The sequence below is a fragment of the Corallococcus terminator genome (assembly GCF_003611635.1).
In the GTDB taxonomy this organism is placed as follows: domain Bacteria; phylum Myxococcota; class Myxococcia; order Myxococcales; family Myxococcaceae; genus Corallococcus; species Corallococcus terminator.
The window spans coordinates 1-26,677 of the sequence record NZ_RAVZ01000114.1 but is presented as its reverse complement, the minus strand read 5'-3'; the positions used below and the strand labels follow the sequence as shown (position 1 = coordinate 26,677).

The following is a 26,677-nucleotide window of genomic DNA, read 5'->3' as shown; positions in this document are numbered from 1 at the left end:
GAGACAGTCCCGGGCCTCCTCGCCGGCCCCCGTGGCCGTCTCCGCCGAGCCTTCCCCTGGCACCGCCCCCGCGGCGCCCGCTGCCTCCACCCTCCCTCCGGGCGAGCGACCGATGCCGCCCGGCCTGGACGCCGAGGTGATGGACCCGTCGGCCAACCCCTGTGACGACTTCTACGCCTACGCCTGCGGTGGCTGGCTGAAGACCACGGAAATCCCCGCCGAGCGCGCGCGCTGGAGCCGGGGCTTCGAGACCGTCGCCGAGCGCAACATGACCGCGCTGCGCGACATCCTCACCCGCGCCGCGGAAGGCAAGGGCGACGCCTCACCGGACGACACGCTGCTGGGCGCGTACTACGGCGCGTGCATGGACGAGCCGCAGTTGGAGAAGTCGCTGCCCGCCCTGCGCACGCACCTGAAGAAGCTCACCACGCTCAAGAGCCCGCAGGACGTGGCGTCGGCGGTGGCGTGGCTGCACGCGCGCGACGTGAACGCCATCTTCCGGGTGACGTCGGATCAGGACCTGAAGGACTCCACGCAGGTCATCGCCATGGTGGACTCGGGCGAGCTGGGCATGCCGGACCGGGACTACTACCTGAAGCCCGACGTGAAGATGCGCGAGGCCCGCGCCGCCTACCAGGCGCACGTGCAGAAGGTGTTCGAGCTGTTGGGCGACGCGCCCTTCATGGCCAGCCGCAAGGCCACGGGCATCCTTGCCATCGAGACGCGGCTCGCCTCGGCGGCGCTTGCCAAGGAGGAGCGGCGGGAGCCGGAGAAGCTCTACCACCGGCTGGAGCGCCAGGGCCTGAAGAAGCTGGCGCCCGCGTTCCAGTGGGACACGTACTTCGCGCAGGTGGGGCTGCCCGCGGGCGAAGCGCTCAACGTGACGCAGCCGAAGTACTTCTCGGAGGTGTCCGCGCTGGTGCGCCAGCAGCGGCCCTCCGACATGGGCCCGTACCTGTCGTACCAGCTCGTGAGGAGCGTGCAGACGGCGCTGCCCAAGGCGGTGCGCGACGAGTTCTTCCGCTTCGAGTCCACGGTGCTCACCGGCGCGAAGGCGGACCTGGCGCGCTGGAAGAAGTGCGTGGAGGCCACCGACGACGCGCTGCCGCACGCGCTCGCCCGGCCCTTCATCGTGAGCACCTTCGGCGCGGAGGGCAAGGCCACCACCCTGGACATGGTCCAGCAGATTGAGCAGTCCTTCGAACGCAACCTGGGCACGCTTTCGTGGATGGACGCGGACACCCGGGCGCAGGCCCTGGCCAAGGTGCGGAAGATCACCAACAAGATTGGCTACCCGGACCAGTGGCGCAGCTACGCCGGCCTGGAGATTCAGCGCGACTCGTTCCTGGACAGCTTCCTGGCGGCGGACGCGTTCGAACAGGCGCGGCAGTTGCGCAAGGTGGGGCAGCCGGTGGACCTCGCCGAGTGGTTCATGTCGCCGCCCACGGTGAACGCCTACTACAACGCGGCCACCAACGAGATTGTGTTCCCCGCGGGCATCCTCCAGCCGCCCTTCTTCAACCGGGACGCGGCGGCGCCGGTGAACTTCGGCGCCATGGGCATGGTGGTGGGCCACGAAATCACCCACGGCTTCGACGACGAGGGCCGCCAGTTCGACGCGGACGGCAACCTGCGCACGTGGTGGACCCCGGCGTCCGACAAGGCCTTCCGCGAGCGCGTGGCGTGCGTGCGCAATCAGTACGACGGCTACACGGCGGTGGACGAGGTGAAGGTGAACGGAAAGCTCACCCTGGGGGAGAACGTGGCGGACCTGGGCGGCCTCAAGCTGGCGTACGCGGCGATGGAGGCCTACCTGGCGAAGCACCCGGACCAGGCGGCGAAGGCGACGTCGTACCGCTTCACGCCCGGGCAGCAGTTCTTCCTCGCGCACGCGCAATCGTGGTGCTCGAAGATTCGTAATGAGGCTGCGAGGCAGCGGGCGATGACGGACTCACACTCGCCCGCGTTCCTGCGCGTCAACGGACCGGTGACGAACCTGCCGCAGTTCCAGCAGGCGTTCTCCTGTCAGGCGGGGACGAAGATGGTCGCCCCCGCTGCGAACCGTTGTGAGGTCTGGTAAGGGCTTCGGCTCTGTTACCGGGAGGACGGCATGTCAATCTGCTCGTGGCTGGTGTTGGGTGGTATCGCGGGGTGGCTGGCCAGCATCATCAAGGGCACCAATGCCCGGATGGGGATGTTCGCCAACATCGTCGCCGGCATCGTGGGTTCGATGCTGGGGGGCGCGGTGTTCAGCTTCTTCGGAGGCGCAGGCGTGACGGGTTTCAACCTGTACTCGCTGCTGGTGGCCACCGTGGGCGCGGTCATCCTGTTGTCCATCCTGCAAGCCATCCGGAAATAGCCCGCGCCTAGAAGAGCGACAGTTGGGGCGAGGTGGACAGACGCGTCGGACGCCGGAAGGTGTCCGGCGCGTTTTCCGTGACGGAGGAGGCGCGCATGCCCACCTTGCGCGCCGACGCCGCGAAGAGCTGGTGGATGGTCTGTGCGTACAGGCCTTCGCCGCGCATGCGGTGCTCGAAGCGGCTGTCGGTGAGCTTGCCGCCGCGAATCTCGCGGATGCGGTGCAGCACCCGCTCCGCGCGCAGGGGCAGCTTCGTGCGCAGGCGCTCCTCGAACACCTGCTGCACGGGACCGGGCAGCCGCAGCAGCGTGTAGTGCGCGCGCGTGGCGCCGGCCTCGCGAGCGGAGGCGAGCACCCGCGCGATGTCCTCGTCGTTGAGCCCGGGGATGATGGGAGACACGGACACCGCCACGTCGATGCCGGCCTCCGAAAGCTTCCGGATGGTGCCCAGCCGCCGCTTCGGGGTGGCGACCAGGGGCTCCATGGCGCGCGCCAGCTCCTCGTTGTGGAAGGGGAGGCTGATGCTCACGGTGAGTCTGGCCTCACCGGCGAGTCGCTGGAGCACGTCCAGGTCGCGCTCAATCAGCACGCCCTTGGTGATGATGCCCACGGGGTTGCGGTACTCGGCGCAGACCTCCAGGCACCGGCGGGTGAGGCGCAGCGAAGCCTCCAGGGGCTGGTAGCAGTCGGTGATGCCGCTGAAGACGACGGTTTCGCCCTTCCAGGAGGGGCGCTCGAAGGTGTCGCGCAGCAGCTCCGGGGCCTGGGGTTTGACGACGAGGCGCGTCTCGAAGTCGGTACCCGCGCCGAAGTCCAGGTACTGGTGCGTGGGCCGCGCGTAGCAGTAGGCGCAGGCGTGGAGGCAGCCCCGGTACGGGTTGACGCTCCAGGTGAAGCACACGTCGGGGCTGTCGTTCTTCGACACCACCGAGCGGCTGTGGTCCTCGTAGATCTCCAGCCGGGCCGGAGGGATTTCGTCCAGGTACTCCACCGCGGTGCTCACCCACGGGTTGGGCGGATTGTCGACGGGACGGGGCTTCACCCGCCCACGGTGCGACTGAATGCGCGTTCAGTCAAGGCGCGCGAGGCGGACGGCGCCGCCCGATGAAAGTCAACCTGCGGGTCGGTAGCATGAGGGGTTGACCTCCGTGGAGAGTGCCCGTGTACGCGAAGCTGTATCAGACCCGTTACAAAGCGGAAAAAGTCGCCCTCATCAATGACCTCACGAAGTGCGCGATCAGGCATGGCGGAGCGCTGGAGTGCGGCTTCTGCCAGGGATTGGAGGACTTCACCACGGGCGTCTCCTCCTCTTCCAAGGACTTGGTCAAGGATGGCGTCTGCTTCGGGCTGGTGCTCATGTGGCTGCGGATGAAGTTCGAGAAGAATCCCGACAGCGACTTCCATGCCTGGCTCTTCGCCAAGGACGTGGCAGGCCGAAACGCCAAGATGGCCGCGTGGATGCGGAACCAGCTCATGGCCATGGTCCTGGGCAACCCGGCGCAGGAGCGGAACTACTCAAAGGTCATGACGAAACAGAAATACGAGGGCTTCCGTGAAGAGTTCAAGACGAAGTACCCCCAGGTGGGCCTCCCCGCGTTCTTGAACTTCGTCAACGAGAAAGGCGATCTAAAATCCCCTCTGGACCGTTCTTACGACCCGGAGGGCTACGCGGGGACGCAGCAGCGGGCGCGATACGTACTCGCCGCGCAGCCCCTCGGCTACAAGTTCAAGCAGTTGAATGCCCGCATGGGGCGTCTGCAGATCTGGGAAGAGGCGGAAGTCAGCCAGCGGGAGGTCTACGCTCACCAACTGGTGGCGAGCAAGATCACCAAATCGGCCACCAAGGCCAACCGCCTCTCCATGAATGACCGGATCGTCTCCGGCAGGCTCCGGGCGAGCTACAAACCCGGCGAGGACAAGGAGGGGGTCGAGAAGCGGTTGGAGGCAGCGCGGCTGATCGTTGATGCCATGATCAAGTACAAGAACAAGCTCAAGAACGAGGATGCGTTCGTTATCATCTCCATCCCCAAGCATACCATGGGCGTGTTCTTTTCCCGCTCGCCCTTGATGGGCCACGGCGTCCTCTCCTTCTTTGATCCCAACTACGGCATCTGGCGCTTCGAGAGCAGCTCCCTGGTCGATCGCTTCGAGAGATTCAATCAATTCTTCGCCGCGTTCACCTGCGTGTATCCGGACATCGACTCGCTCTCGATCAATATCCTCTCAAAGAATTGAGTTGGCCTTCGGAATGGGAACGCCGGGCGAGGTGCGTCTCAGCGGTGCGAGCCGTAATATGTCTTCCGGGTCTTGAGCTCCGGAACGCCAGCGTCGGCTCCGGTGAGCTCGGCGGGCCACAGGCAATTCCTGTCAACGCCATCAAGACATCTGCCGTTGTCGTCGTGCGTGATGGCGGTCATGACGGCGGAGATGATGCCGTGGCGGCACAGGTCCTTGTACTCCTCCGTGGAGTCGGGCTTCGCCTTCACCTCCTCCAGGCTGTACCAGAACCGGATGTACCACTCGAGCGCCCGGGTCACCTTGGCATGTCCCGCCGGGCTGAACAGGGTCCAGACATCCACGTGGGGGGCCGGCTGGTCACGGGCGACATCGAAGTAGCCCGCCACCCCCGCGGTCATGGCCGAGCAGCGGTCGCTCAGATACTTGTGAGGAGCGTTCGCGTGCGCGATGGCAATTGCATCCTCGATGCGGCCCGGGCCCGCTGCGGGGACCTTGAAGGTCGTGTAGTCGCGCAGGCTCACCGCGCCGCCGACGCCGGGCCCGACGCCCGTGTCCATCGCGTACCCGCCCACCTTGTACATCGTGTACAGCGACCAGACGTTCTTGGCATTGACGATCTCACGGATCCGCGTGGCTGAATTGGCGGCCGCTCCCATGGACGTCTCGATGATGTGTTTGACCACCAGGTCGATGTCCCAACTGAAGCTGGACTTCACCCAGTTGAAGCCCGATTGCAGCAGGCCACTCCGGCTGCCGCGGCGCACGCCGACGTTCTTGTTCAGGAACGTCTCGATGCCTCGCACCTCGAGCTTCTCGCGATTCTGGACGCTGAAGTTCGAGCCCTTGAAGTAGTTGCGGTAGGCCCAGACGTGCGCGTCGAGACACCAGAAGTTGATGACGTAGCCCGAGGCCTGCGCGTCACTGCGAGCCTGCATCAGGGCTTTCGGTCCGCCGGAGTCCCTCGCGTCGAAAGTCGGGGGACCGAACCACGTGTAGTTGACTTCCAGCAGAGCCATGGTGTCGCCTCTTGAGCGGCGTGGGCCATTCACTCCGGCCAGCACGCCGCAGGTTGAGTGCCGAGCCTCGTAATACACCGCCACGCGGACGGACACGAACCGGACAGAGCGCATTCGGCGGTGTTCGTTTCCACCCGGGCTCGGCGTCGTGACGCGAGGGCCGTGGAATCTCTTGCTTCGAGGAAGGGGCCTGCGCGCTTCAGCGCAAGGCCGCCCGGTCGCCGCTTTGCTCCTGGGACCAGGGGACGAACGGGATAGGGTCCTCCGCTGGCGACAACAACCCGTCGAAAGAGACCGCGTGGCTGGACACGACCTTCGCATCGATGACGCAGCACTCCCCGGGACGACGCGTGCCCCGCATGCGGGCCTCACCCTGTTCGCGCTGGCGATGGGCGGCTTCGCCATCGGGACGACCGAGTTCGCGTCCATGAGCATCCTGCCCGCCTTCGCGGCGGGGCTTCACATCGACGAGCCGACCGCCGGACATGTCATCAGCGCCTATGCCCTGGGCGTGGTCATCGGCGCGCCGGTGCTGGCGGTGCTGGGCGCGCGGATGTCCCGTCGCATCCTGCTGATTGCCTTGATGGCCCTGTTCGCCGTCGCCAACGGCTTGAGCGCGTTGGCGCCGACCTACGGCTGGATGCTTGTCTTCCGCTTCCTGAGCGGGGTGCCGCACGGCGCCTACTTCGGGGTCGCTGCGCTGGTCGCGGCCTCCGTGGTGCCGCGAGCGCGTCGCAGCCAGGCCGTCTCACGTGTGCTGCTGGGACTGACCATCGCCACGGTGATGGGGGTTCCGTTCGCCAACACGCTCAGCCTGTTGCTCGGCTGGCGTTGGACCTTCGCCACGGTCGCGGTGCTGGCGGTGCTGACCATGGTCCTGGTCTTCGCCCTGGCGCCGAAGGATCCGCCCCATCCGGAAGCCAGCCCCCTGCGCGAATTGGGTGCCCTCAAGCGTCGTCAGGTGTGGCTCACGCTGGGCATCGGGGCCGTTGGCTTCGGAGGCATGTTCGCGGTCTACGCCTATCTGGCCTCCACGCTGCTCGCGGTGACGGGTGTCCGCGCGGAGGTCATTCCCGCGGTGCTGGGTGTGTTTGGCGTGGGGCTCACCGTGGGCAACCTGTTCGGGGGCTGGGCCGCGGATCGCTTCCAGATGCGCGCGGCGGGCGGTCTGCTGCTGTGGAGCGCGGCCTCGCTCGCGCTGTACCCGATGGCGACCGCGCACCTGTGGTCCATCACGCCCGTGGTCTTCCTGGTGGGCTGCGGAGGCGGGCTCAGTTCGGTGTTGCAGACGCGGCTGATGGACGTGGCGGGTGAAGCGCAGACGCTGGCCGCCGCGCTGAACCACAGCGCCTTCAACGTCGCCAACGCGGTGGGGCCGTGGCTCGGAGGCATGGCCGTGGCGGCTGGACTGGGCTGGCCGTCCACGGGATGGGTGGGCTGTGCCCTGGCGCTGGGCGGCTTCGCCATCTGGCTGATGGCGTCGGCGGACCCCCAGGGGAAGCTGGAGGAAGCACCGCAGTCTTGAGCGGCCCTTCAACCGTCTCGAAGGGCTCACTTCCGTATCGCCCAATCCATTCCGTCAGGCCTTTCGAAGAACTGCTGAGCCCTCCGGCCCGGCTTTGGCATCATCCAGGGCGCGTCCATGGCGTCAGGCCGTGGGCCTCGCGAGAACGAACCCAGGGGAAAGGCACGGCGCTTGAGCATTCGGAATGTCATGGTCGTCGGAGGTACTGGCGACATCGGTCGCGCCGTCACCCACAAGCTGCGTGCGGAGGGCCTGCGCGTGCTGTGCGCCGCGGATGACGTGACGACGGAGACCCCGGACACGCTGCGGGTGGATGTCACCCGCGAGGACTCCGTGAGGTCGCTGTTCGACAGGGCGGAGGCGGGGCTGGAGGGCCCCCTCTCGGTCCTGGTGAACTGCGCGGGCGTTGGAGTCTTCACGCCCGTCCACGAGACGTCCCTCGCGGATTGGCAGAGGTGCCTCGACGTGAACCTGACGGGGACGTTCCTGTGCGCGCGCGAGGCCTTCCGGCGGATGAAGTCCCGAGGCGGTGGTCGGATCATCCACATCGGGTCCGTGAGCGACCACCTCACGCTCCCCATGAACGGGGCCTATGCCGCGACCAAGCATGGGGTTCGTGGGCTGACTGGCGTCTTGAATGAGGAGGGCAAGGCGTTCGACATCCGCGCCACGCTTCTGTCCCTGGGGGCCGTCTACACCTCCTTCTGGAGATCCCGGCCGGAGTTCAGTCCCGCTGACATGCTCTCCGTGGAGGACGTGGCCCAGTGCATCTGGGAGATCGCCATCAAGCCCCTGAACGTGCGGGTCGACGAGGTCCGCCTCCTCCCGCCCCGCGGAGTCCTCTGATGGAAACGCAGTCGAAGGCCCCTGTCGCCGTCGTCACGGGGGCCAGCCGAGGGATTGGCGCGGCCATCGCCACCGTGCTGGCCCGCAACGGGTTCGAGGTGACCCTGCTGTCTCGCGACGCTGTCGCGCTGGCACAGCTCCAGGAGCAGTTGAGCGCGGCCGGGGGACGCGCATGGCCGTTGGCCTGCGACGTCGCGGACCAGGACGCCGTGACATCAGCGCTCGACCGGCTCGAAGCGCGGCTGGGCGTGCCCCGGGTGATCGTGAACAACGCAGGAATCGGAGGGCCGTTTCATCGCGTGGACGAGGTGAGCGTCGCCGAGTGGAACCTGTTGTTCGGCGTGAACGTGGAGGGCGTGCGCAACCTGTGTCACTGGGCGCTGCCTCGCATGAAGGCCGAAGGGTACGGACGCATCGTGAACATCGCGTCCATCATGGGCCTCTTTGGGGGCGCACAGTCCTCCACCTACGCGGCCACCAAGCACGCGATCGTGGGCTACTCGAAGGCCATCGCCGCGGAGTGGGGGGCCTACGGCATCACTTGCAACGCGGTCTGTCCTGGCTACATCGAGACGGAGATGCTGGCGAATGCGCCCCCCGCCTCACGCGAGCGGCTGCTGGAGAGAATCCCCGCGAAGCGCTTCGGAACGCCGGAGGAGGTGGCGGGCCTGGTGGCGTTCCTCGTCGGGCCCTTCGGCGGCTATGTCAACGGGAGCAGCCTGGTGATGGACGGTGGGCTGTCGTCGCATCTGGCCTCCGACCTGCCCTCGTTCTGATGCGGGCCCCTTCAAGGTTCCTACTCCGGGCATGGAGGACGCCGCTGGGGCGTCAGAGCATGGGAGAGAAGGGCTTCTTGAGCGTCAGCGTGAGACCGACCTCCCGGCCATACGGGATGCGGCCCATCCGCTGCCCCCCGTCCTCGAACGGGACGCTGAATCGGACGCCCACGGAGCCGTAGACGAAGCTGAGGAAGGGCGCCAGGTGGAGCGACGTCGTGGCCTGATGGACCGCCGTCCCCGTCTCGTGGGCCACGCCCGCCTCCAGGCCGAGGAACAGGAAGGTGCCCTGGACTCCGCCACACAGCCGCGCGTGGTCGCCGTCCATCCACTGGGCCTGTCCGAAGACGCCCACCGCGCCCGACTTGAAGGACTGCGAGCTGTTGTTGTGCATCGCCACGTTGAGCGTGGACTCCAGTCCCACGCCCCAGGCGGTGTCCTCCTGGCGGCGGCTCACGCTCAGCAGTGGTCCCACGGTGAACCAGGGCTGTGGAGAGCCATCCTCCGGCGTGGCCGGGACGATCAGGGTGAGCAGGGCGAGCGCGTTCATTGCTCCAGGATACGCGGGGGCCTTCACCGCGCCTTGGCTCCACTCCAGACACTGTCCGTGCCCGGCCCTGGAGTGCGCCGGGACCTGGGCGTTCTTCGAACCGGTGGGATCCTGCGCCAGGGCGGGGGCTGGGAAACGCAGCACGTGCTCGAACTCGGGTTATCGGCGGCGAATGTACGTGTGCAGGCGGCGTGACGCCGGCCTCGCTTCGCTACCGGGAGAAGAAGACCCATGACGTGCATGCACTGGCGTGTCGCCACCACGCAGCGGGAAATCGATGACGCGGCTCGCATCCGCTGGGCTGTCTTCGGCGGAGAGTTGGGATTGCTGTCCGGTCAGCCGTCGACGTCGCGGCGGGAGGTGACGAGCCTGGACACGCTCGACACCACGGTGCACGTGGTCGTCTATGCCGACACCGAGCCCGTGGCGACGGTGCGGCTGTTGCTGCCCAACCCTGAGATGGCGGCGAGCCTGGGCGGGACGGTGGGGATCGACCTGGAGCAGCGGGTGGACCTCTCCGGGGTGATCCGGCCGGAGATGGTGATCGCGGAGCCCTCGCGCTTCTGCGTGCTGGAGTCGTGGCGGCGCGCCGATGTCGTCACGTGCCTCCAGGCGGGCATGTACGTGGAGAGCCTGCGGCGCGGGGTGACGCATTGGATCGCGTCCGCGAACCTGGACACGGACTCCCGCGAGGACGCGCTGCTGTCGTGGCAGGTGGCGGCCTCCCGTGGCTGGCTGAGCCCGCATTGGCGGGTGTCCGTCCCCGACCCGTGGCAGGCCCCGTCACAGCCCCGCAGCCCCTTCTACACGCCGGAGGAGCGGGCGAAGGCGGAGCAGGGGGCGTTGGACGGATTGCGGATGCCCCGGGCGCCAGCGCTCTTCGCCAGGTCGCTGGGGGCGCGCTTCATCGCGGAGCCGCTCTTCGACACGTACTTCCAGTGGTTCACGCTGCCGCTCATCATCACGCTCAATGAAGTTCCGGTGGACTCCGTGGCGCGCTTCCTCGCGCTGGAGAACGCCGCGCGCCCCGCCGACCAGGCCTGAGGCGGTTTCTTTCCTTCCCTTCACCTTCAACACACAGCAACCGGGAGCCCATGGCACCCCGGACAGGAGACGTACGTGCAAACACAGACGGAGAGTCAGGCGGGGACGCAGTGGGTGGCGCTGTTGGACGAGGAGGCGCGCGGGCTGGTGGCGGCTGTGGATGCGCACCCCGACGCCCGCCGCGTCTTCAATGGCACCATCGACGCGGAGGGCTATGCCCACTACCTCATCCAGACGTATCACTATGCCCGCTGGAGCACGCCGATCCTCGGCGAGGCGGGGGAGCGGTTGAAGCAGTCGGGGCGGCACCCGGAGCTGGCGGAGCTGTTGATCCAGAAGGCGGGCGAGGAGCAGGGCCACGAGAAGTGGTTGCTGTCGGACCTGAAGAACCTGGGATGGCACCATGACCAGGTGGAGACGGCGCGGCGGAGTCCGGCGGTGGATGCCTATACGGGGTGGAACTTCTTCACGTCGCGCTCGGGCGTGCCGACGGCGGTGCTGGGGACCGCGTACGTGCTGGAGTACCTGTCGCAGACGCGGGCGGGCGTGGGGGCGGAGCGGCTGCTGGCGACGGCTGCCATTCCCAACATCCACAAGTCGGTGACGTTCCTGCGCAGCCACGGGGCGCTGGACGGAGACCACGTGGCGGAGATGGCGAGGATCCTGGAGGGGCTGACGGACCCGGAGGAGCAGGCGGCGATCCTCTTCTCGGCCCGGGCCACCCGGAGCATCTACCCGGGCATCTTCCGGGAGGGCACCCCCTCCGGTCACCTGCTCGCGAAGTAGGGACAATCGCAAGCAAGAGGGGAGCGCTCCCCGTCCGGACGTGGGGGCGCGCCTGTCTTTTCAGACGGGCTTGTTGAGGCGGGCGGCCTGGTAGAGGAGGTCCGCGCGGCTGTCGATGCCCAGCTTGTCGCGGATGTGTCGCACGTGGGTATCCACGGTACCGACGGCGATGACGAGCTCATCGGCGATCTGTTCGTGATTCCAGTTGCGGAGCATGTACATCGCGACTTCAGCCTCGCGAGCGGTGAGCTTGCTCCGCATGTCCACGGGGAGCGGGATGGACATGGGGATCTCGTTCATCAGGAGGGCCCATTGCCGAGGACCTTCGCTGGCGGGCAGTTCGATGAACCGGACCGTGCGGTAGCCATCCGCCTGGAGAGAGACCCAGACGTTCTTGTCGAGCCGTGCATCCGCGTCCATGCGAACCAGGGCATCCAGCCGCTCCTTGAGGGGGAGGGGGAGTCCGGAGGAGTGGCGGTCGGAGGGCGCGAACCACCGCTCCAGGAGGACCGTGGCGTGCCTGGAGCGCTTCACCAGGCGGGCAGAAGGCTCCACGACGAGATACGCGGTGTCGGAGCCGCTGTGGAGCTCTTCCAGGAGGTGGGCGCCGGTAGTCATGGCCTGGACGTCACTGCAGTTGCGCACCGCGTTCACCAGGTGCGCGGTGATGCTGGAGAGGACGGCGGCGCACCGGGAGGAGTAGGAGCGTCGCCGGGTCCGGTAGAGCGCGAAGGCGCCGAGGAAGTCGGGGCGGATGGGCAGGAGGACGGCCATGACGTGATCCAGGCCCAACCCCAGCTCCCGGCTGCGTTGGTAGAGGAGGCTGTGTTCATACTCCTTGCGGGGGAGCATCTCGTCATCGCGGAGGACCACGTTGGGCTGGGCGAAGATGGGGGCCCGGACGAAGTCATGGTCGGACACGCTGGCGTACTGCTCAAGCAGGGGGATGGAGTAGCCCGGGACCAGCCATTGGAAGTCGAGGACCGGCGTGGTCCGCATGAGGCACAGGGCCAGGGAGTCGGACGGCGCGAGTTCGAGGAGGGGCGCTCGCGTGGCTTCGAGGACCTGGGGAAAGGACAGGGAGCTGTTGAGCGCCGTGATGACACTGTCCCTGAGCATGTGCTCGTGGGTCGTGAGCTTCAGTGAACCGGACATCCGCCCTCCCGTGGTTGGCCGCGCCGCAGTCTTGCACGTGACGCCTTCTCATCCATAGGCACGGACTGAATACCTGTCCCTCACTCTTCCGGGGGATTGACAGTGGCATCCAGGCCTGCCCATGGCCTGGATGCCACTGGGGGCGTCCATTGGGCGGCGTTTGAGTTACGGTGTGGCCAGGACGAGCTGCGTGGTGTTCGTGGTTTCCCAGTCCCAGAGCTCGGTCCAGGCGCCTTCCTTCACGTACCCAAGGTTGCCCGTCTTGACGATGCCAATGCGTTTGCCCGCGAGGGAGATGGACTGGACGTCACCCGTCACCAGGTTCCACGACGAGGTGAGGGCTCCCTCCTTGAGGACGAACTCACCGTTCAGCTTCAGCACGCCCACGCGGTTCTCCGTCAGCGCGATGGCCTTGCTGTTGCTGGACACCTGCGCGACCCAGGCCGCGTCCCATGCGCCTTCCTTCACGTGGGAGTCGCCGTTCGTCTTGACGATGCCGATGCGTTGGCCCGACAGCGCGATGGAGGCCACATCCCCCGTCACCAGATTCCACAACTCGGTGAGGGCGCCGTCCTTCAGGTAGAACTGGCCATTCTGCTTCAGCATGCCCACGCGGTTGCCCGCGAGAGTGATGGCCGCGACGTCACCACTCATCAGGACCCAGGCTGCGTCCCAGGCGCCTTGCTTCACGTAGGCCTGGCCGTCTGTCTTGACGATGCCGATGCGGTTGCCCGACAGCGCGATGGAGGCCACATCCCCCGTCACCAGATTCCACAGCTCGGTGAGGGCGCCGTCCTTCAGGTAGAAGTCGCCGTTCTGTCTCAGCACGCCGATGCGGCTGCCAGACAGGGCCACCGCCTTGATGTCACCACTCTGGTGGACCCAACTGGAGCTGGCGCCACCCTCCTGCACCTCCGCGGCGCCGTCCGCCTTCAGGATACCCACCCGAGGCAGGGCGGGCAGGGTGTCATCCATCTTCTCCTGGAGAAAGACCGTCATGACGGCGTAGCCCGTCTCGTTGGGATGCGCGGTGCCCGTGGTCTTTTCCTCACTTCCGTCCGGCCCCTGTGTCGAGGATGCGTCGTATCCATTGTTCACCCAGCGGTTGCTGGGAGAGGCGCACAACCCGTGGCCCACGCCACTGCCGACACCCGCGAACGCGTCGGAGATGCCAGACACATAGTTCCAGCCATGGCGTGCGGCGGCTTCCTGCATCATGCTCAGCAGCGGCACCCGGACATAGCCATCCAGGTACACCAGCTCCCCGTAGGAGACATCCATCCCCGTACCGGCGTAGAGGTTCGTCTCCTCCAGGATGGAGGAGCAGGTCTGCCCGGAGTTGCCGCGGGCGAAGTCCGGATACTCCATGAGGTACGTGCTCCGCACATCGAGCCCCTCCTGCTTGATTCGCGCCTGCAGTGCGTCGTAGCTCGAGGGCAGGGCGGCCTTGAGCCCGTCGACCTTGGAGCGCAGTTTCTGTCCGTCATTGTCCTGATGGCAGTTCGTATGCACGACGCAGAACCGGAGGATGTCGCCGAAGCCCACGTCATTGCCGCCGGCACTGAGGACGAGCGCGTCGATGGGGCGGTTGCCCACCAGGGCCGCGAGCCGGTCGAGCTGCGAGGGCATGTAGTCCTCGGGATTCCAGGCTCCGTACGAGTAGGCCGGGGGCTCGATGCCTACGTAGCCGCCGAGCATCCCCGAGCCGCCCTCTGGCCCGTCGGCGCTGGTGGCGAAGCCGTCGAAGATGCTCCAGAAACCACTTCCGTCCCAGTTCTCATCCGCATAGGTCGTCCGCTGGATGGTCGCTCCAGAGCACGCCAGCGACAGGAAGGTCACGGAGGAGTGAGGGTCGCTCTGCTCCAGGGCCAGAGCCGCCCGGGCCGCGGGAGACTTGAAGGAACGGTGGCACCGCGAATTCGCCCAGACCGGCCCCTGGTCGTTGTCCCAGTTCGCCGAAGTGTCCGGAGCCCCTTCGCCCGAGCCATAGGAGTCGCCCAGGCTGACGATGAGGTAGTCACGGATCGTCACGAACCGCTGGTACTCCGCGACCAGCGCCGGATGTCCAACGACAGGATTCATGCCGGTGACCGTCAGGCGCACGTCATGGGCACCCTGGGTGGGGAAGAAGTGGGGGAGGAAGCAGATACCGCCCATGTTGATGGTCGTGCCGTCGATGGTCCAGGTGAAGCTCATGCCATAGAGGACCTGGACCGGATCCTCTATTCCGGGGGGACAACCATTCAACTCGGCGTGATAGCCATTGTTGGACTCAGGGCGAAGGTAGGGCGCGTCCTCGCGCTCCGCTCCCGCGAAGCGAGATGACTGGGTCCATTGAATGCCAGAGGGCAGTGGATTGTATGGCTCGGTGAGGCCCTGCCCGGTCGTGGTGACCGCCGCTTCCGGCGGCGTGTCCACGGTTTTGGAGCCGCAGCCTCCCAGCACCAGTGTGGCGACGGGTAGAAGGCAAGACACGAATCGACGCATCATGAAGAACTCCAGGTGACGGAAGGGAGCCGTCGGGTCGGTCGGAGCCGCGCTTCCAACGGGCACGACCGTCACCCCGCGGACGCGGCGTGTTCCCAAGGGTTACCGTCAACTGAAGCGAAGCGACAGGCTCATGCCGCCAATCGCATCCAGCGTGGGGCGAAGCGGCCGGACAGGCCCGTGAGCCGGTCAGGTCCGGAAGTCGCTCCGCCAACGCGTCGGGCCCGCTACAGCAGGCCGTCCAGCCAGGTGAGCTGCGCGTCAATCGTCTCCGAGACGGCGAGCGGTTGATCCGACGCGCTCGGGTCCGTGTACGGGTTGCCGATCTCCTTGTGCTGCCACTTCACCCAGGTCTGCTTGTACCAACCCCAGTCCAGGTTCGTGCCCGTGGACGGAGGCGTGGTGCCCGAGTACCCGGAGAAGGCGCGGATGCCGGCGGCCGGCACGACCTCCTGGCCTCCGACCACTTGGTACAGGTGCAGCCGGGCACGGCGGGGGAACTGCGCGGACAGGTCGGTGGCCCAGGCGCCGTAGAACGTGCCCCAGGGGCGCACGGGGTTGTTGATCTTGGTGTCCTGCGTGCCCAGCTCGCCCTGGCTGTTCCTGCACACGCCGTCGAACGACGACACATAGATTTCGATGCCATCCAGCGCCGTGTTGGCGCGCAGCGCCTGCGCCATGCGCATCACCAGACACCCGCCGCGGGAGCTGCCCGCCAGGTAGATGGACCGCGTCTCGGGACGGACCTGGGCCTGGAGCCACTTGGCGAACCCGTTGACGATCCGCTGCTTCGTGTCGCTGTCGAACAGGTGGTCGAAGTTGTTGTCGTTGACCACGGACAGCTGCGTCCTGCCCGGGGGAAACCAGCCCAGGGCGTTGAGCTTCATGGCCAGGGAGCGGCCATCCAGGAGCACATTGGGGCAGGAGACGCTGTCACAGGTCGCGTCCCAGTTGGAGGACTGGCCCGTCACGCCGCTGGAGTGGCCACTGCTGGAGATCTTCTGCCCGGCGGTCATGAAGACGAGGGCCTCGCGCACGCTCGGGGCCTCCACCTGGGCGATGCGGATGGTGTGGAGCGTGCTGTCGGAGGCGCCGGCCGCGCGGAACTGCTCGAAGCCCGGTGCTGGCTGGTAGGCGCCAGAGGCGTCCTTGTAGACGACGCGCCGGGACACCACCGTGCGGCTGCTCCCGTTGGGATAGGACAGCGCCTGGGATTGCGAGTCCAGGGCCGCCTCGGGTTCACCGGGTAACAAGGCTTCGGTCTCTGGCGGAGCACAGCCCGTGAGGGTGCCCCCCAGCAACAGGGCGAGGCCTGCCCAGCGGGTCATGCGACGAGGGAAACCAGCGGCGTGGACCATGGAGTGCTCCCGGATTCTGGAGGGGGCCGCGCGGAGCGCAGCGGGAGCCCATGTCAGGTCGGATCCTGGCCTTTCGCGAATTGTTCGACGCTAAAAGGGGAGCCGAGGCCCGGAAAAACGAAGGCCGGTAGTCCTGGGTTTCCTCAGGAACTACCGGCCTTTACGAGTGAGCGGCGGAAGGGATTCGAACCCTCGACCCCGAGCTTGGGAAGCTCGTGCTCTACCAACTGAGCTACCACCGCAGGCGAAGCGAGGCCCAAAGTAGGGGCGAGGCCCTGCCTTGTCAACGGGAAGAATCAGGCCCTGTTCGCTGGCGGGGTGGAGGCCCTGCTAGCGGGTGCTTCCACAGGCGGCGCAGTACCGGGCTTGCGGTGTGCGCAGCGGCTTGCCGCAGGCGGTGCACGGGGGGCCGTACATGGAGATGCGGTGGTGCATCACCGCGTTGGGGTGGCAGCCCACGCAGCCCGTCATCCGCTCATACGCGAGCGTGACGGGAGCGAAGCGCTCGTTGACGGAGTGCTGCCCCGGCGGCGTCGTGCGGAAGGCTCCGCCATAGAGGCGCGCGACTTCCGCGAACTCCACCTCGTCCAGCATCGGCATCTCCTGCTGGCATCGCCAACACCACAACCTCTTCATGCGCGTCTCCCCCGGTTCCTAGAACGCAATGTCTTCATCGTCGAGGATGGCAGGCAGCTCCTTGAAGCAGGGGGAGCAGAGCGGTCTGGCCACGGAGGTCTTCTTCGGCGCTCCGCACCCGTGGCAGAACTTCTCGGGATAGTCCTTGGCCCCGTACTGCTTCCAGACGCCATGGCAGTCACGGCACAGCGGCCTGTCCATGTTGAAGTCGAGTTCATCGCCACAGCGGATGCAGTGGCCTCCCTCGAAGATGACGATGTCGTCACTCTTGGGTGGAGGACGGCTCTCTCGGGTCGAGGCGGCTCGCGGTGGGCGCTTCGGAGCGATTGGCTCGGATGGTTGCGTCGGCGGGGAGGGGGCTGGCGAGATTGCGGGGGCCGCGACCTTGGTGGCCGTGGGTTCGATCTCCCTCTTCAGGAACGTGGCGACGGCTTCGTATTCGGGAGTTCCCGCGAGGAGCCACGTGCCAATCTCGATGCTGTTGTTGAACGAGGACTCGAGGAGATTGAGCGACGTGATGAGGGCGTGCTTCTCTGAAAAGTAGATCTTCGCATGAAGGTCTTTCAGCTCCTGAACGTCCAGCCCGTCCTGACGCAACTGCGCCAGCGCTTCAGAAGCCATCACGTCTTCATTGCCGGTGCTGAAATCCTTCACCCGCACGAACAGCGACACCTGCACCTTCCTCTTCAGTGCGCTCTGGATGTAGCGCACGAGGTTGCGCAGTTTGTCGATGCGCACGTACGGGCTGACGAGCACGATGCGTCGCTCCGCCTCATCAATGAGGCGGAAGAGATGCGTCTGGATGTCTGATGGATTGAGGATGGCAATCCTCGCCTGCCTGGGTCCCGCTTCGGCCAACGTGCTCTCCTGGCAACGGTGCGAAGCCAGCGTACCAACACGAGGATTCACGGCGACATGCCTGTCCAATGACAGTGCGATGCGGTCCGGTCAGACCTGGGGGGAGGAGGAGCTCCCGGTGACGGAAGGCACTGCGGATGTGAGCCACTACCGCCAGAAGAGCTTGCGACGCTCCACGTTCGCGGACGCATCCCAGGGCGCACCGCCCGCTTCCGCGGCTGCGGCGAAGAGCGCTGCATCCATGTCGTCCGCGTCGAGGGTGTCGTCCCGGGAGTCCTCGTGGATGGGGGCCTCCAGCCCGAACTCATCCATCAAAAGGCGGTCTTGAGCACCTGCACCGAGCTGAACGCGGCAGCGGACGCGGAGGTGTCCTCGCCTTCGCCGTAGGATCGTTCGACGACGTGCTCCCAGCAGGTGCTCCAGAGCTGCTCCGCTTCGGAGGTCTCCATCGTCCCGTGAAGCACGGCTTGGCTTGCCGCCAGGGCTCGCCACGGGTGCAGTCCTTCGGATACCGAGCACTCCACAGCGGAAGGACCCGCAGGGCACTCACGCGGGTCAACTCCACCCGCCGGTGATGGCCAGACCCCTGGAGGCCCGTCGGCCCCAGGGCCCTCCAGATGCGCCGACGCAACCCCAACGGCAGGTCATGATCGCTGGCGGTGGCGACGATGCCACCGGCCTCTTCCAGGAGGCGGTTCATCACCTCCTGGGTTCCGGCTTCGTTCACGTCGCTTCCCGTGGGGCTACTCCCCCTCTTCGACCGTCAACTGGTACGAGTCCTGGAAGTTGGCCTCGCGGTTGCGCGCATCGCGCACCTCGAAGAGGTAGACGCCCGGTTCGGCGCTGTAGCGGATGGTCTCTGGCTGGTCACCCTTGGCGCGGTCGGACGTCTGCACCAGGGTCAGCTTCCCGTCCGGCTGCACGCGGTGCAGGTACAGCCCCACGTCCACCTTGAGGATGCCCAGCAGGGTGGCGGTGAGGGACGTGCGCACCGGCCGGTCGGACAGGTCCACCCGGAAGTAGTCCACGTCCTTCGCCGGGTACACCGTGCCGCGCACCGCCTTGCCCATCGCCAGGTCCTGCGCGCGCTCGGCGGTGTTGTTCGGTTCCCGCTCCTCGCTGCCGTTGTCCGGCACCGTCGTGACGGTGATGCGGTAGGGCTGCTCCGCGTTCTCGAAGTCCTTCACGAACTTGCCGTCCACCTTGCGGAAGGACCCCTCCACCCGGAAGTAGCAGGTGCCGGTGCACGCGACGTTGTTCAGCCGCTCCGGCTCCTTGAGGGCGCCGTCGTTCGCCTTGAGCAGCACCGTCTCCTTCTGTCCGTCTCCCTGCGGCGGCTCCACCATGGACAGCGTGAGGTCCAGGCGGTCCACGCCCGTCAGCTCCACCTTGGCCAGCACCGGCTCGCGCGTCGTCAGCACGTAGTGGTCCACGTCCGACTTGGGCGACAGGAAGCCCTCGCGGTAGCCCGCGCTCGTCAGCGGCGTCGCCTTGAGCAGCTCGTCGTTGGGCTCCAGCTCCGCGTGCGCCCCCGCCTCCTCCTGCGACACGGTCAGCGTGTAGGGCACCTGCGCGTTGAACGTGCGCCGCTGCGCCTTGCCTGTGCCCACCCAGCCGCCCTTCACCACCAGGTAGACGACCCGGTCCGTCGCGCGCACGCCGATGTTGCGCAGCGCCAGCGGTTCGCCCTCCTTGCCCTGCAGCGTGAACAGCGGCGCCTCCGCGGCGGACAGCACGGAGATCTCCGGACGCACGCCCTCCACGGCGGACAGCTCGATCTTCAGCGCGACCGACGGCACCTCGGGCGGCAGCGCCACGCCCGCATCCACCACCGCCGAAGCCGCCGCCTCACCGGCGAGCTCCCCGGCGGGCGTGGGCGGATTCGCCGGAGGCGTGGCGGGAGGCTCTCTGCCCGCGAAGGTGCCTTCCGGGGAGGGCGCCGTGCTGTCGTCGATGACCGGCGTCTCGTCCGGCACGGACGGAGGCGGCACCGCCGCGCCCGTGGGGGCTGGTGCCCCCGGAGCAGGCGTTCCCGGAGCCTGCGCGGGAACCTCACCGCCCGGCGTGCCGGTGTCGGGCAGCTCCACCCGGTACCAGTCCTCATCCCCCGAGTGCCCCAGGAACGCCGTCACCGTCTGCCCCAGCGGCAGGGCCGCGGCGTCCACGGCGCGGTCGTTGGGCTCGCGCTCCTCGCCGTCGTTGGGCGCGCGGTACTTCACCTCCAGCGTGTAGGCCCCGCCCATCCCCTTGCGCACGGGCGACACCACCACCCAGCGCTCCTTCTCCACGAAGAGGTTGGGTAGGCGCTCGCCCTTGCCCTCGCCGTCGCTGTTGACGCCCACCAGCCGGTTGCGGTCCTGGTCGTAGACATCCAGCTTGATGTCCCCGCCCGGCAGGCCGGACACCGTCACGTCCGCGATGCGCGGCGCGCCCGGTGCCAGCCGGTACCAGTCCTCGTCCAGCTTGTTGGGCTCCGCCGCCAGTCCTCCCGTCACCACGCTGTCGCGCGTGACGGCCAGCGACTGGTCGGGACGCTCATTGGGCTCCTGCTCCGTGAGCGCCGCCGGGCCCGTCTCCACCACGCCCGCATCCACTTCCTGCGGGACGTCCTTCTTGCAGGCGGCCACCCCCAGACCCAGCCCCAGCACACAGACCCAGCCCCAACGTCGATTCACGTCTTCCTCCTCGGTCGCTTCGCCTTGTCGGCCCGGGGGTGTCCGGGTGTCAAGCACCCCCAACCCGCGCCGGGGCGCTTTCATCCAGGCCCCCGGGAAGGGCCCCGGGTGGAATCGAGGGGGGGCGGTGTCCGGTGACGGCGGAAGGTGCGCACCTGGACTGGAGCCCCGGGCCAGGGACGATCCAAGATGCGCCCCATGCGAAGCCTGTCCGTGGCCTCCCTGCTGCTCGCCGCTCCCTCCGTCCTCGCCGCCGCGCCGGCCGCGCCCGGGTACGCCCAGGCGGAGGCCTACGTGGAGAAGGATGCGCGTCCGGAGCACTACTCGCCCCTGAACCTGCTGGATGGCCGGGACACCACCGCGTGGTGCGCCGAAGGGGAGAAGCCCGCCCACGTCATCATCGGCTTCAAGGAGCCCGTCACCCTGGACGAGGTGCGCGTCTACACGGGCGACGGCACCTCCCGCGACGCCTTCAAGGCCAACGGCCGGGTGCGCAAGTTCACCCTCACCAGCGTGGAGGCCTCGCGCAGCGTCACCGTGCAGGACAAGCGCGGCCTGCAGGCGGTGCCCCTGACGCAGCCCCTGTTCGGCGCGCGCTTCGTCCTGGAGGTGGCGGACCGCTTCCCCGGCACGAAGGAGGGCGCTCCGGTGTGCATCACCGACCTGGTCCTCTACTCGGGCGGCAAGCCCCTCAACGCGCCCGCGCTCGCCACCCGCTTCAAGTACGAAGCCCGAGTGGCGCCGCTGTTGGGCACGTGGTTCGGCGGCCATGAAGGCGCCCCGGAGCGCTTCCTGTCCTTCTTCGTGGACGGCACCTGGCGCTTCTCGCTGGAGCCCCTGGAGACGCCCGAGCCCACCACGGTCGTCACCGGCACCTACACGGTGTCCGGCGGCCGCGTGACGCTGGACATCCCCAAGAAGGGCAGGGTGCCAGTGGCCTTCGAGCGGAGCCAGGCCGAAGAGGGGCCGAAGGCGTCCGCCTCGCTGTCGCTGAAGGGTGCGCTCCCCGAGGAGTGGGGGAGCGACTTCCGCAGCCATCCCTGACGACACCCGGAACAGGGCCCGGGCGTCGGCCGGCTAGATGGCGGCCCGGGTCTTCCGCTTCGCGTCGAAGTTGCGGAAGAAGGTGATGATCTTCGCTTCCGCCTGCTTGGCGTCGGCCGCGTCCGCGAACTCCGACTCCAGGAAGATGCCGCCGCACGACTCGCAGGAGTCGAAGTGCAGGGGGTGCTGCCGGTCGCCGCCGTCGACCCGTACCAGGTCGACCTTGCAGTCCGGGCAGTTACCGGTCAGGGCCTCCGCGTCCACCTTGCCGCCCTGGCCTTCGAGCCCGAGCAGGTTGTTGTGCAGGAGGATCCGGTTGAGGTCCGCGACGTTGATCCACAGCCCGCCGCATTCTTTACATTCCCGCAACGTCTCGTGATCTCCCTCGAGATCAGCCATTTCGACGTCGCAACCAGCGGGGCAATCCATGGGGCGGCTCATTCTCCTGAAAAGGGGAGCGATGCTCCCCGGTGAATGGAGAATGATAGGTCGCCCAAAAATTCGGATGCAACCCATGCGGCTGCTTCTGTTGGCAACGGGCGTTCGACCAGCCCCCAGGGCTCAGGCCCGCTCCTTCACCCGCCGGATGTCCGCCCCCAGGCCGCGCAGCTTCCGCTCCAGGCGCTCGTACCCCCGGTCCAGGTGGTAGACGCGGCTCACCTCGGTTTGCCCGTCGGCCCGGAGGCCGGCCAGGATGAGCGACGCGCTGGCCCGCAGGTCGGTGGCCATCACCTGGGCGCCGCTCAGGCCCTTCACGCCCTTCACCACCGCGGTGTGCCCCTGGATGGTGATGTCGGCACCCAGCCGGTGCAGCTCCGGCACGTGCATGAAGCGGTTCTCGAAGATGTTCTCGGAGATGACCGACGTGCCGTGGCTCACCGTCATCAGCGCCATCAACTGCGCCTGCATGTCGGTGGGGAACCCCGGGTGCTCCGTGGTGGTGATGTTCACCGACTTGAGCGATTTGGGCGCCTTGCAGCGCAGGCCGCCACCCTCGGCGGTGATGGTGCAGCCCGACTCGCGCAGCTTGTCGATGACCGCGTCCAGGTGCTCCGGCCGGGCGTGCTTCACCAGCACGTTGCCCCCGCTGATGGCCGCCGCGACCAGCAGCGTGCCCGCCTCGATGCGGTCCGGCAGGATGGCGTGGTCCACGGGGTTCAGGGACTCCACGCCCTCGATGGTGATGACGGACGATCCCGCCCCCTCCACCTTCGCGCCCATCTTGTTGAGCACCCGCGCCAGCTCCTCCACCTCCGGCTCGCGCGCGCAGTTCTCCATCACCGTGCGGCCCTTCGCGAGCACCGCCGCCATCATCACGTTCTCCGTGCCGGTGACGGTGATGACGTCGAAGTTGACCATGCCGCCCTTGAGCTGCTTCGCCCGGGCCTCCACGTACCCTTCGGTCAGGTGGATTTCCGCGCCCAGCGCCTTCAAGCCCTTCAGGTGCTGGTCGATGGGCCGCGCGCCAATGGCGCACCCTCCCGGCATGGACACGCGCGCCCGGCCGAAGCGCGCGACGAGCGGCCCCAGCACCAGGATGCTGGCGCGCATCGTCTTCACCAGGTCGTAGGGCGCCTCCGGGGTGATGTCCCCGGTGATGCTGATTTCACAGGTGTCGGCCTTCTTGCCCGTCAGCCGCTCGGCCTCGCACCCCATCGTGCGCAGCACCGCCAGCATCGTCTTCACATCCGCCAGGTCCGGCACGTTGCGGAAGGTGGTGGTGCCCTCCGCCAGGAGCGCGGAGGCGAGGATGGGCAGCGCCGCGTTCTTCGCGCCGGACACCTCCACCTCACCGTGCAGCGGGGTGCCACCCTTCAGAACGATCTTGTCCATGTCTTCCCGTGCCTCTTCCCAGCCTCGGCCCTGTGGCCGTCAGGCCGCGGGCTGTGTCCCGAACGCCATGCGTTCACGCCGTTCCAGGTCCTTCTCCACACGCGCGTCCGCGTACCCCGCGGCCCGCAGGAGCTCCAGGACGGCGCTTCCCTGGGTCTCCCCCATCTCCAATGCAAGCAGTCCGCCAGGCTCCAGCACCCGCCGGGCGCCCTGGATGACCCGCCGCAACGCCGTCAGGCCATCCGGCCCGCCATCCAGCGCCAGCCGGGGTTCGCGGCGCACCTCCGCCGACAGCCCGGCGATGTCGCCCGAGTCGATGTACGGCGGGTTCGACACCACCACCTGGAATCTCGCGTCCGGGGACAGGGGCCCGAACAGGTCGCCCTCCAGCACCAAGACGCGGTCCGCCACACCCAGCGCCTGGGCATTCTCCTTCGCCAGCGCGCACGCGTCCGGGGACAGGTCGGTGGCGAACACGGTGGCCTGGGGGCGCTCGGCCGCCACGCTGATGGCGATGCAGCCGGAGCCCGTGCACACGTCCAGCACCTTCGAGGGCGCGTCCTTGGGCACCGCGTGGAGGATGGCCTCCACCAGCAGCTCCGTCTCCGGCCGGGGGATGAGCACGCGCGCATCCACCTTGAAGGGCCGGTTGTAGAACTCCTTCGTGCCCGTCAGGTAGTTGGTGGGCTCTCCGGCGAGGCGGCGCTCGATGAGCGCGCGGAACGCGGTGAGCTCCTCCTTCGCCAGGGGCCGGTCCAGGTCCACGTACAGGCGCACGCGGCCCGTCTTGAGCACGTGCGCCAGCAGGATTTCCGTCGTGAGCCGGGGCGCGTCCACCTGACGCTTCTCGAAGTGCTGCGTCGTCCAGGTGAGGACCCGGCGGATGGTCCAGACGTCGCTCATGCTTCGCCGGAGGGGCGCCCGCTGCCCGTCTGCGCCTTGAGGGCCTCCGCCTGGTAGTGCGTGCGGCAGGCGGTGATGACGTCGTCCACGTTGCCCACCATGATGGCGGGCAGGTTGTGCACGGTGAGGCCGATGCGGTGGTCGGTGAGCCGGTCCTGCGGGAAGTTGTACGTGCGGATCTTCTCGCTGCGGTCGCCCGTGCCCACCTGCCCGCGGCGCATGGAGTCGCGCTCGTTGCGGATGCGCTCCTGCTCCATGTCATAGAGCTTCGCGCGCAGCATGCGCAGGGCCATGGCGCGGTTCTTCCCCTGGCTCTTCTCCTGCTGGCACTTCACCACGATGCCGGACGGCTTGTGGATGAGGCGCACCGCGGAGTCCGTGGTGTTCACGCTCTGGCCACCGGCGCCCGTGGAGCGCATCACCTGCATCTCGATGTCCGCCGGGTTGATCTGCACGTCCACGTCCTCCGCCTCCGGCATCACCGACACGGTGATGGTGGAGGTGTGGATGCGCCCTTGCGTCTCCGTGGCCGGCACGCGCTGGACCCGGTGAACACCGGACTCGTACTTGAGCTGACTGAACACGGCGTCGCCGGACAGCGTCACGGTGGCGTCCTTCACGCCGCCTGCGTTGCCCGCGCTCATGTCCAGGATGTCCGCCTTCCAGCCCTTGCGGTCCGCATAGCGCAGGTACATCTGCATGACCTCTTCGGCGAAGAGGGCCGCCTCGTCGCCGCCCGCGCCCGCGCGGATCTCCAGGATGACGTTCTTCTCGTCATTGGGATCCTTGGGCAGCAGGAGGATTTTCAGCGCGGACTCCTGCACCTCGCGCTGTTCCTTCAGGGCGGGCAGGGCCTCGCGGGCGTAGGCCTTCTCGTCGGGGTCGGAGCTGGCCAGCCAGGTCTCCACCTCCGACAGATCCGCCAGCACCTTGCGGTAGGCCCGGAACGTCTCCACCAGCCGCTCCAGGGCGGCGCGCTCCTTGGAGACCTTCTGGAGCTTCGCCGTATCGGCGAGGATTTCGGGGTTCGACAGGTCGGCCGTGAGCCGCTCGAAACGGCGCTCGACCTCTTCCAATTTGTCAATCATGCGTGGGTCCCGGGGCGTCTTGCCCCTTTGGCCGCCCCGTGGCAAGGGCCGTGGGCGTCAAGGAAAACCTTGGCCGTCTGGGCATGGGGATGTAAGAACGCCCCCCGTCGCCGCCCGGTGCGGCCCGATTCACGCCCAACACGGAGCCTTCGATCATGCCTGCACAGAAGGGTAATCGTTCCAAGAAGAAGCTCGCCAACCGCGCCAAGACGCGGAAGGCGCAGTTGAAGCGCCGCCGCAACCGTTTCAAGCGCGGCCAGCGCAACAACAAGTAGCACCCAGGCTACTCCCCCCCTCGGACATCCGAGGAGGGGGGCGGCCGGGCCCCTGCCCCTGACTCACCGGCTTCCGAGGGGTTCAACGCGGGCAGCATCCGCTCCAACCCCCGTCCCGGCACCTCCGACGCGGTGCGCAGCAGCGTCATCACCCCTTCGGCCTCGGCACCCGTCACGGGCACCGGCTGGACGGGAAACTCCGGATAGCGGTCGGTCCTGAGCGGCAGCACGTCACTGGACAGATAACCCGTGGAGCCGAAGCGCGCCCTCCACAGGACGCTGCGCTTGTCCCGGGGGTTCCAGTTCCCGCCGAACACGAAGTTGCCCAGCGAGTAGACCACCGGCGCGTTCCGGTACAGCTCCATGGATTGGAGCACGTGGGGGTGGCTGCCGAGCACGCCCGCCGCGCCCGCGTCGATGGCCGCGTGCGCGAGCCGAACCTGGTACGGCTCAGGGGTGGTGTTGCCCTCGATGCCCCAGTGGAAGAAGGGCAGCACCAGATCCGCCTGCGCCTTCGCCGCGGTGATGTCCTCCACCATCATCCGCTCCATCACCTCCACGTCGGAGAAGTGCCCGGCCACGCCCGGTGTGGTCTCCGTGGCGTAGACCTGCCGAGGTTCGATGTTGCGGGTGCCCAGGAAGAAGTAGCCCAGGAACGCGATCCGCAGACCGCCCACGGTCAGGATGGCCGGGCGGCGCGCCTCCGCGAGGTTCTTCCCCGCGCCGAAGAAGGGGACGCCCGCGGCCTCCAGCGTCGTGAGCGTGTCCAGCAGCCCCTGCGCGCCGTAGTCCATCATGTGGTTGTTGGCGAGGCTGACCACGCCCACGTTGCCGGCCTTGAGCACGTTCACCAGCTCCGGCCGCGCCTTGAAGTTGAAGTTCTTGGGCAGCTTCTCCGCGCTGTCCGTGTACGGGCACTCCAGGTTCACGACGAACAGGTCGCCGGAGTCCGCGATGGGCTTCACCTCGCGGAAGCCGTACGCGTACATCTCCTCGCGCGAGCGGCCCTTGCCCACCTGTTCATCGAAGTACGTCTGGTAGTGGTGGCCCACCGTCACGTCGCCGCCGACGACCAGCGTCACCGGGCGGACGGGCGCCAGGGTGCCCGGCTGTTCGGGGGTGGTCGCAGTGGGGTGTCCTGTATCGGACCCGCCGGAGTCGTCCTTGTTAGGGCCCGTTCCAGGGCCTCCGGAGGCGGGCGGCGTCTCCAGCCCAGGGGGCGGAG

Annotated in this window: 25 protein-coding genes, 1 tRNA gene and 1 pseudogene; 9 read left to right on the top strand and 18 right to left on the bottom strand. The window is 67.6% G+C overall.

Annotated features, from left to right (window positions below; translation table 11 throughout):
* Together D7V88_RS17960 and D7V88_RS17955 are read left to right on the top strand one after the other, a co-directional pair.
* The coding region (locus tag D7V88_RS17960) for a M13 family metallopeptidase (RefSeq protein ID WP_244238215.1) at positions 1–2,080 on the top strand (2,080 nt) is incomplete at its 5' end.
* A 30-nt stretch (positions 2,081–2,110) separates the two neighbouring features.
* Positions 2,111–2,359 (top strand): GlsB/YeaQ/YmgE family stress response membrane protein, encoded by a 249-nt coding sequence (locus tag D7V88_RS17955; RefSeq protein WP_120541871.1) that lies wholly within the window; start codon positions 2,111–2,113, stop codon positions 2,357–2,359.
* Positions 2,360–2,366: 7 nt separating this feature from the next.
* Here the strand turns inward: D7V88_RS17955 and D7V88_RS17950 are convergent, their stop codons facing one another.
* Positions 2,367–3,401, bottom strand: coding sequence for a PA0069 family radical SAM protein (locus D7V88_RS17950; RefSeq protein ID WP_120541870.1), 1,035 nt, complete (start codon positions 3,399–3,401; stop codon positions 2,367–2,369).
* A 119-nt stretch (positions 3,402–3,520) separates the two neighbouring features.
* Here D7V88_RS17950 and D7V88_RS17945 point away from each other — a divergent pair, with 119 nt between their 5' ends.
* Positions 3,521–4,594 carry a hypothetical protein gene (locus tag D7V88_RS17945; protein WP_120541869.1) on the top strand — a complete coding sequence of 358 codons (1,074 nt, stop codon included), beginning with the start codon at positions 3,521–3,523 and terminating at the stop codon, positions 4,592–4,594.
* A 38-nt stretch (positions 4,595–4,632) separates the two neighbouring features.
* On the opposite strand, the gene D7V88_RS17940 is transcribed toward D7V88_RS17945, so the two are convergent.
* A complete protein-coding gene (locus D7V88_RS17940) occupies positions 4,633–5,613 on the bottom strand; it encodes a hypothetical protein (RefSeq protein WP_147448766.1) in 981 nt (326 codons plus the stop codon).
* Between the two features lie 298 nt (positions 5,614–5,911).
* Between D7V88_RS17940 and D7V88_RS17935 the strand changes: the two genes are divergently transcribed.
* The 3 genes from D7V88_RS17935 to D7V88_RS17925 all read left to right on the top strand — a co-directional run bounded on the left by D7V88_RS17935 (position 5,912) and on the right by D7V88_RS17925 (position 8,760).
* Positions 5,912–7,138 (top strand): MFS transporter, encoded by a 1,227-nt coding sequence (locus D7V88_RS17935; protein ID WP_208726347.1) that lies wholly within the window; start codon positions 5,912–5,914, stop codon positions 7,136–7,138.
* A 171-nt stretch (positions 7,139–7,309) separates the two neighbouring features.
* A complete protein-coding gene (locus D7V88_RS17930) occupies positions 7,310–7,984 on the top strand; it encodes an SDR family oxidoreductase (RefSeq protein WP_120541866.1) in 675 nt (224 codons plus the stop codon).
* Positions 7,984–8,760 (top strand): SDR family NAD(P)-dependent oxidoreductase, encoded by a 777-nt coding sequence (locus D7V88_RS17925; protein ID WP_120541865.1) that lies wholly within the window; start codon positions 7,984–7,986, stop codon positions 8,758–8,760. Before D7V88_RS17930 ends, D7V88_RS17925 begins: the two co-directional genes overlap by 1 nt.
* 52 nt (positions 8,761–8,812) lie before the next feature.
* Here the strand turns inward: D7V88_RS17925 and D7V88_RS17920 are convergent, their stop codons facing one another.
* Positions 8,813–9,310, bottom strand: a complete 498-nt coding sequence (locus tag D7V88_RS17920; protein ID WP_120541864.1) for a hypothetical protein — start codon at positions 9,308–9,310, stop codon at positions 8,813–8,815.
* Positions 9,311–9,541: 231 nt separating this feature from the next.
* Between D7V88_RS17920 and D7V88_RS17915 the strand changes: the two genes are divergently transcribed.
* Together D7V88_RS17915 and D7V88_RS17910 are read left to right on the top strand one after the other, a co-directional pair.
* Positions 9,542–10,354, top strand: coding sequence for an N-acyl amino acid synthase FeeM domain-containing protein (locus D7V88_RS17915; protein ID WP_120541863.1), 813 nt, complete (start codon positions 9,542–9,544; stop codon positions 10,352–10,354).
* A gap of 75 nt (positions 10,355–10,429) precedes the next feature.
* Positions 10,430–11,140 carry an iron-containing redox enzyme family protein gene (locus tag D7V88_RS17910; RefSeq protein WP_120541862.1) on the top strand — a complete coding sequence of 237 codons (711 nt, stop codon included), beginning with the start codon at positions 10,430–10,432 and terminating at the stop codon, positions 11,138–11,140.
* A 60-nt stretch (positions 11,141–11,200) separates the two neighbouring features.
* Here the strand turns inward: D7V88_RS17910 and D7V88_RS17905 are convergent, their stop codons facing one another.
* The 10 genes and pseudogenes from D7V88_RS17905 to D7V88_RS17870 form a co-directional block, all read right to left on the bottom strand.
* On the bottom strand, positions 11,201–12,295 hold the full coding sequence (locus tag D7V88_RS17905) for a helix-turn-helix transcriptional regulator (protein ID WP_120541861.1): 1,095 nt from the start codon (positions 12,293–12,295) through the stop codon (positions 11,201–11,203).
* 165 nt (positions 12,296–12,460) lie between these two features.
* A complete protein-coding gene (locus D7V88_RS17900; protein ID WP_147448765.1) occupies positions 12,461–14,785 on the bottom strand; it encodes an SGNH/GDSL hydrolase family protein in 2,325 nt (774 codons plus the stop codon).
* Positions 14,786–15,009: 224 nt separating this feature from the next.
* On the bottom strand, positions 15,010–16,110 hold the full coding sequence (locus tag D7V88_RS17895; RefSeq protein WP_244238214.1) for a hypothetical protein: 1,101 nt from the start codon (positions 16,108–16,110) through the stop codon (positions 15,010–15,012).
* A gap of 199 nt (positions 16,111–16,309) precedes the next feature.
* Positions 16,310–16,382 (bottom strand) — tRNA-Gly (locus D7V88_RS17890).
* 88 nt (positions 16,383–16,470) lie between these two features.
* A complete protein-coding gene (locus D7V88_RS17885) occupies positions 16,471–16,734 on the bottom strand; it encodes a hypothetical protein (protein ID WP_208726345.1) in 264 nt (87 codons plus the stop codon).
* Positions 16,735–16,794: 60 nt separating this feature from the next.
* A complete protein-coding gene (locus tag D7V88_RS17880) occupies positions 16,795–17,634 on the bottom strand; it encodes a phospholipase D-like domain-containing protein (protein WP_158625098.1) in 840 nt (279 codons plus the stop codon).
* 147 nt (positions 17,635–17,781) lie between these two features.
* Positions 17,782–17,946: an Imm5 family immunity protein gene (locus D7V88_RS17875; protein ID WP_120541856.1), complete on the bottom strand. Its 165-nt coding sequence runs from the start codon at positions 17,944–17,946 to the stop codon at positions 17,782–17,784.
* Positions 17,946–18,098 carry a hypothetical protein gene (locus D7V88_RS43055; protein WP_158625097.1) on the bottom strand — a complete coding sequence of 51 codons (153 nt, stop codon included), beginning with the start codon at positions 18,096–18,098 and terminating at the stop codon, positions 17,946–17,948. Before D7V88_RS43055 ends, D7V88_RS17875 begins: the two co-directional genes overlap by 1 nt.
* A gap of 41 nt (positions 18,099–18,139) precedes the next feature.
* Positions 18,140–18,334, bottom strand: a pseudogene (locus D7V88_RS45505) (Imm5 family immunity protein); the annotation flags it as partial.
* 43 nt (positions 18,335–18,377) lie between these two features.
* Entirely contained in the window at positions 18,378–20,309 is a 1,932-nt protein-coding gene (locus D7V88_RS17870; RefSeq protein ID WP_208726343.1) for an ABC transporter substrate-binding protein, read from the bottom strand.
* A gap of 198 nt (positions 20,310–20,507) precedes the next feature.
* Between D7V88_RS17870 and D7V88_RS17865 the strand changes: the two genes are divergently transcribed.
* Positions 20,508–21,353, top strand: a complete 846-nt coding sequence (locus D7V88_RS17865) for a discoidin domain-containing protein (RefSeq protein WP_244238213.1) — start codon at positions 20,508–20,510, stop codon at positions 21,351–21,353.
* A gap of 33 nt (positions 21,354–21,386) precedes the next feature.
* On the opposite strand, the gene D7V88_RS17860 is transcribed toward D7V88_RS17865, so the two are convergent.
* The 5 genes from D7V88_RS17860 to D7V88_RS17840 all read right to left on the bottom strand — a co-directional run bounded on the left by D7V88_RS17860 (position 21,387) and on the right by D7V88_RS17840 (position 26,663).
* Complete coding sequence (locus D7V88_RS17860) at positions 21,387–21,782, bottom strand: TFIIB-type zinc ribbon-containing protein (RefSeq protein WP_120541853.1); 396 nt, start codon at positions 21,780–21,782, stop codon at positions 21,387–21,389.
* A gap of 132 nt (positions 21,783–21,914) precedes the next feature.
* On the bottom strand, positions 21,915–23,186 hold the full coding sequence (gene murA / locus D7V88_RS17855) for a UDP-N-acetylglucosamine 1-carboxyvinyltransferase (protein WP_120541852.1): 1,272 nt from the start codon (positions 23,184–23,186) through the stop codon (positions 21,915–21,917).
* 39 nt (positions 23,187–23,225) lie between these two features.
* A complete protein-coding gene (gene prmC / locus D7V88_RS17850) occupies positions 23,226–24,089 on the bottom strand; it encodes a peptide chain release factor N(5)-glutamine methyltransferase (RefSeq protein ID WP_120541851.1) in 864 nt (287 codons plus the stop codon).
* Positions 24,086–25,177: a peptide chain release factor 1 gene (gene prfA, locus D7V88_RS17845; protein WP_120541850.1), complete on the bottom strand. Its 1,092-nt coding sequence runs from the start codon at positions 25,175–25,177 to the stop codon at positions 24,086–24,088. The genes prmC and prfA overlap by 4 nt, the downstream gene beginning before the upstream one ends.
* A 283-nt stretch (positions 25,178–25,460) precedes the next feature.
* Positions 25,461–26,663: a CapA family protein gene (locus D7V88_RS17840; protein ID WP_244238216.1), complete on the bottom strand. Its 1,203-nt coding sequence runs from the start codon at positions 26,661–26,663 to the stop codon at positions 25,461–25,463.
* Between the last annotated feature and the right edge of the window lie 14 nt (positions 26,664–26,677).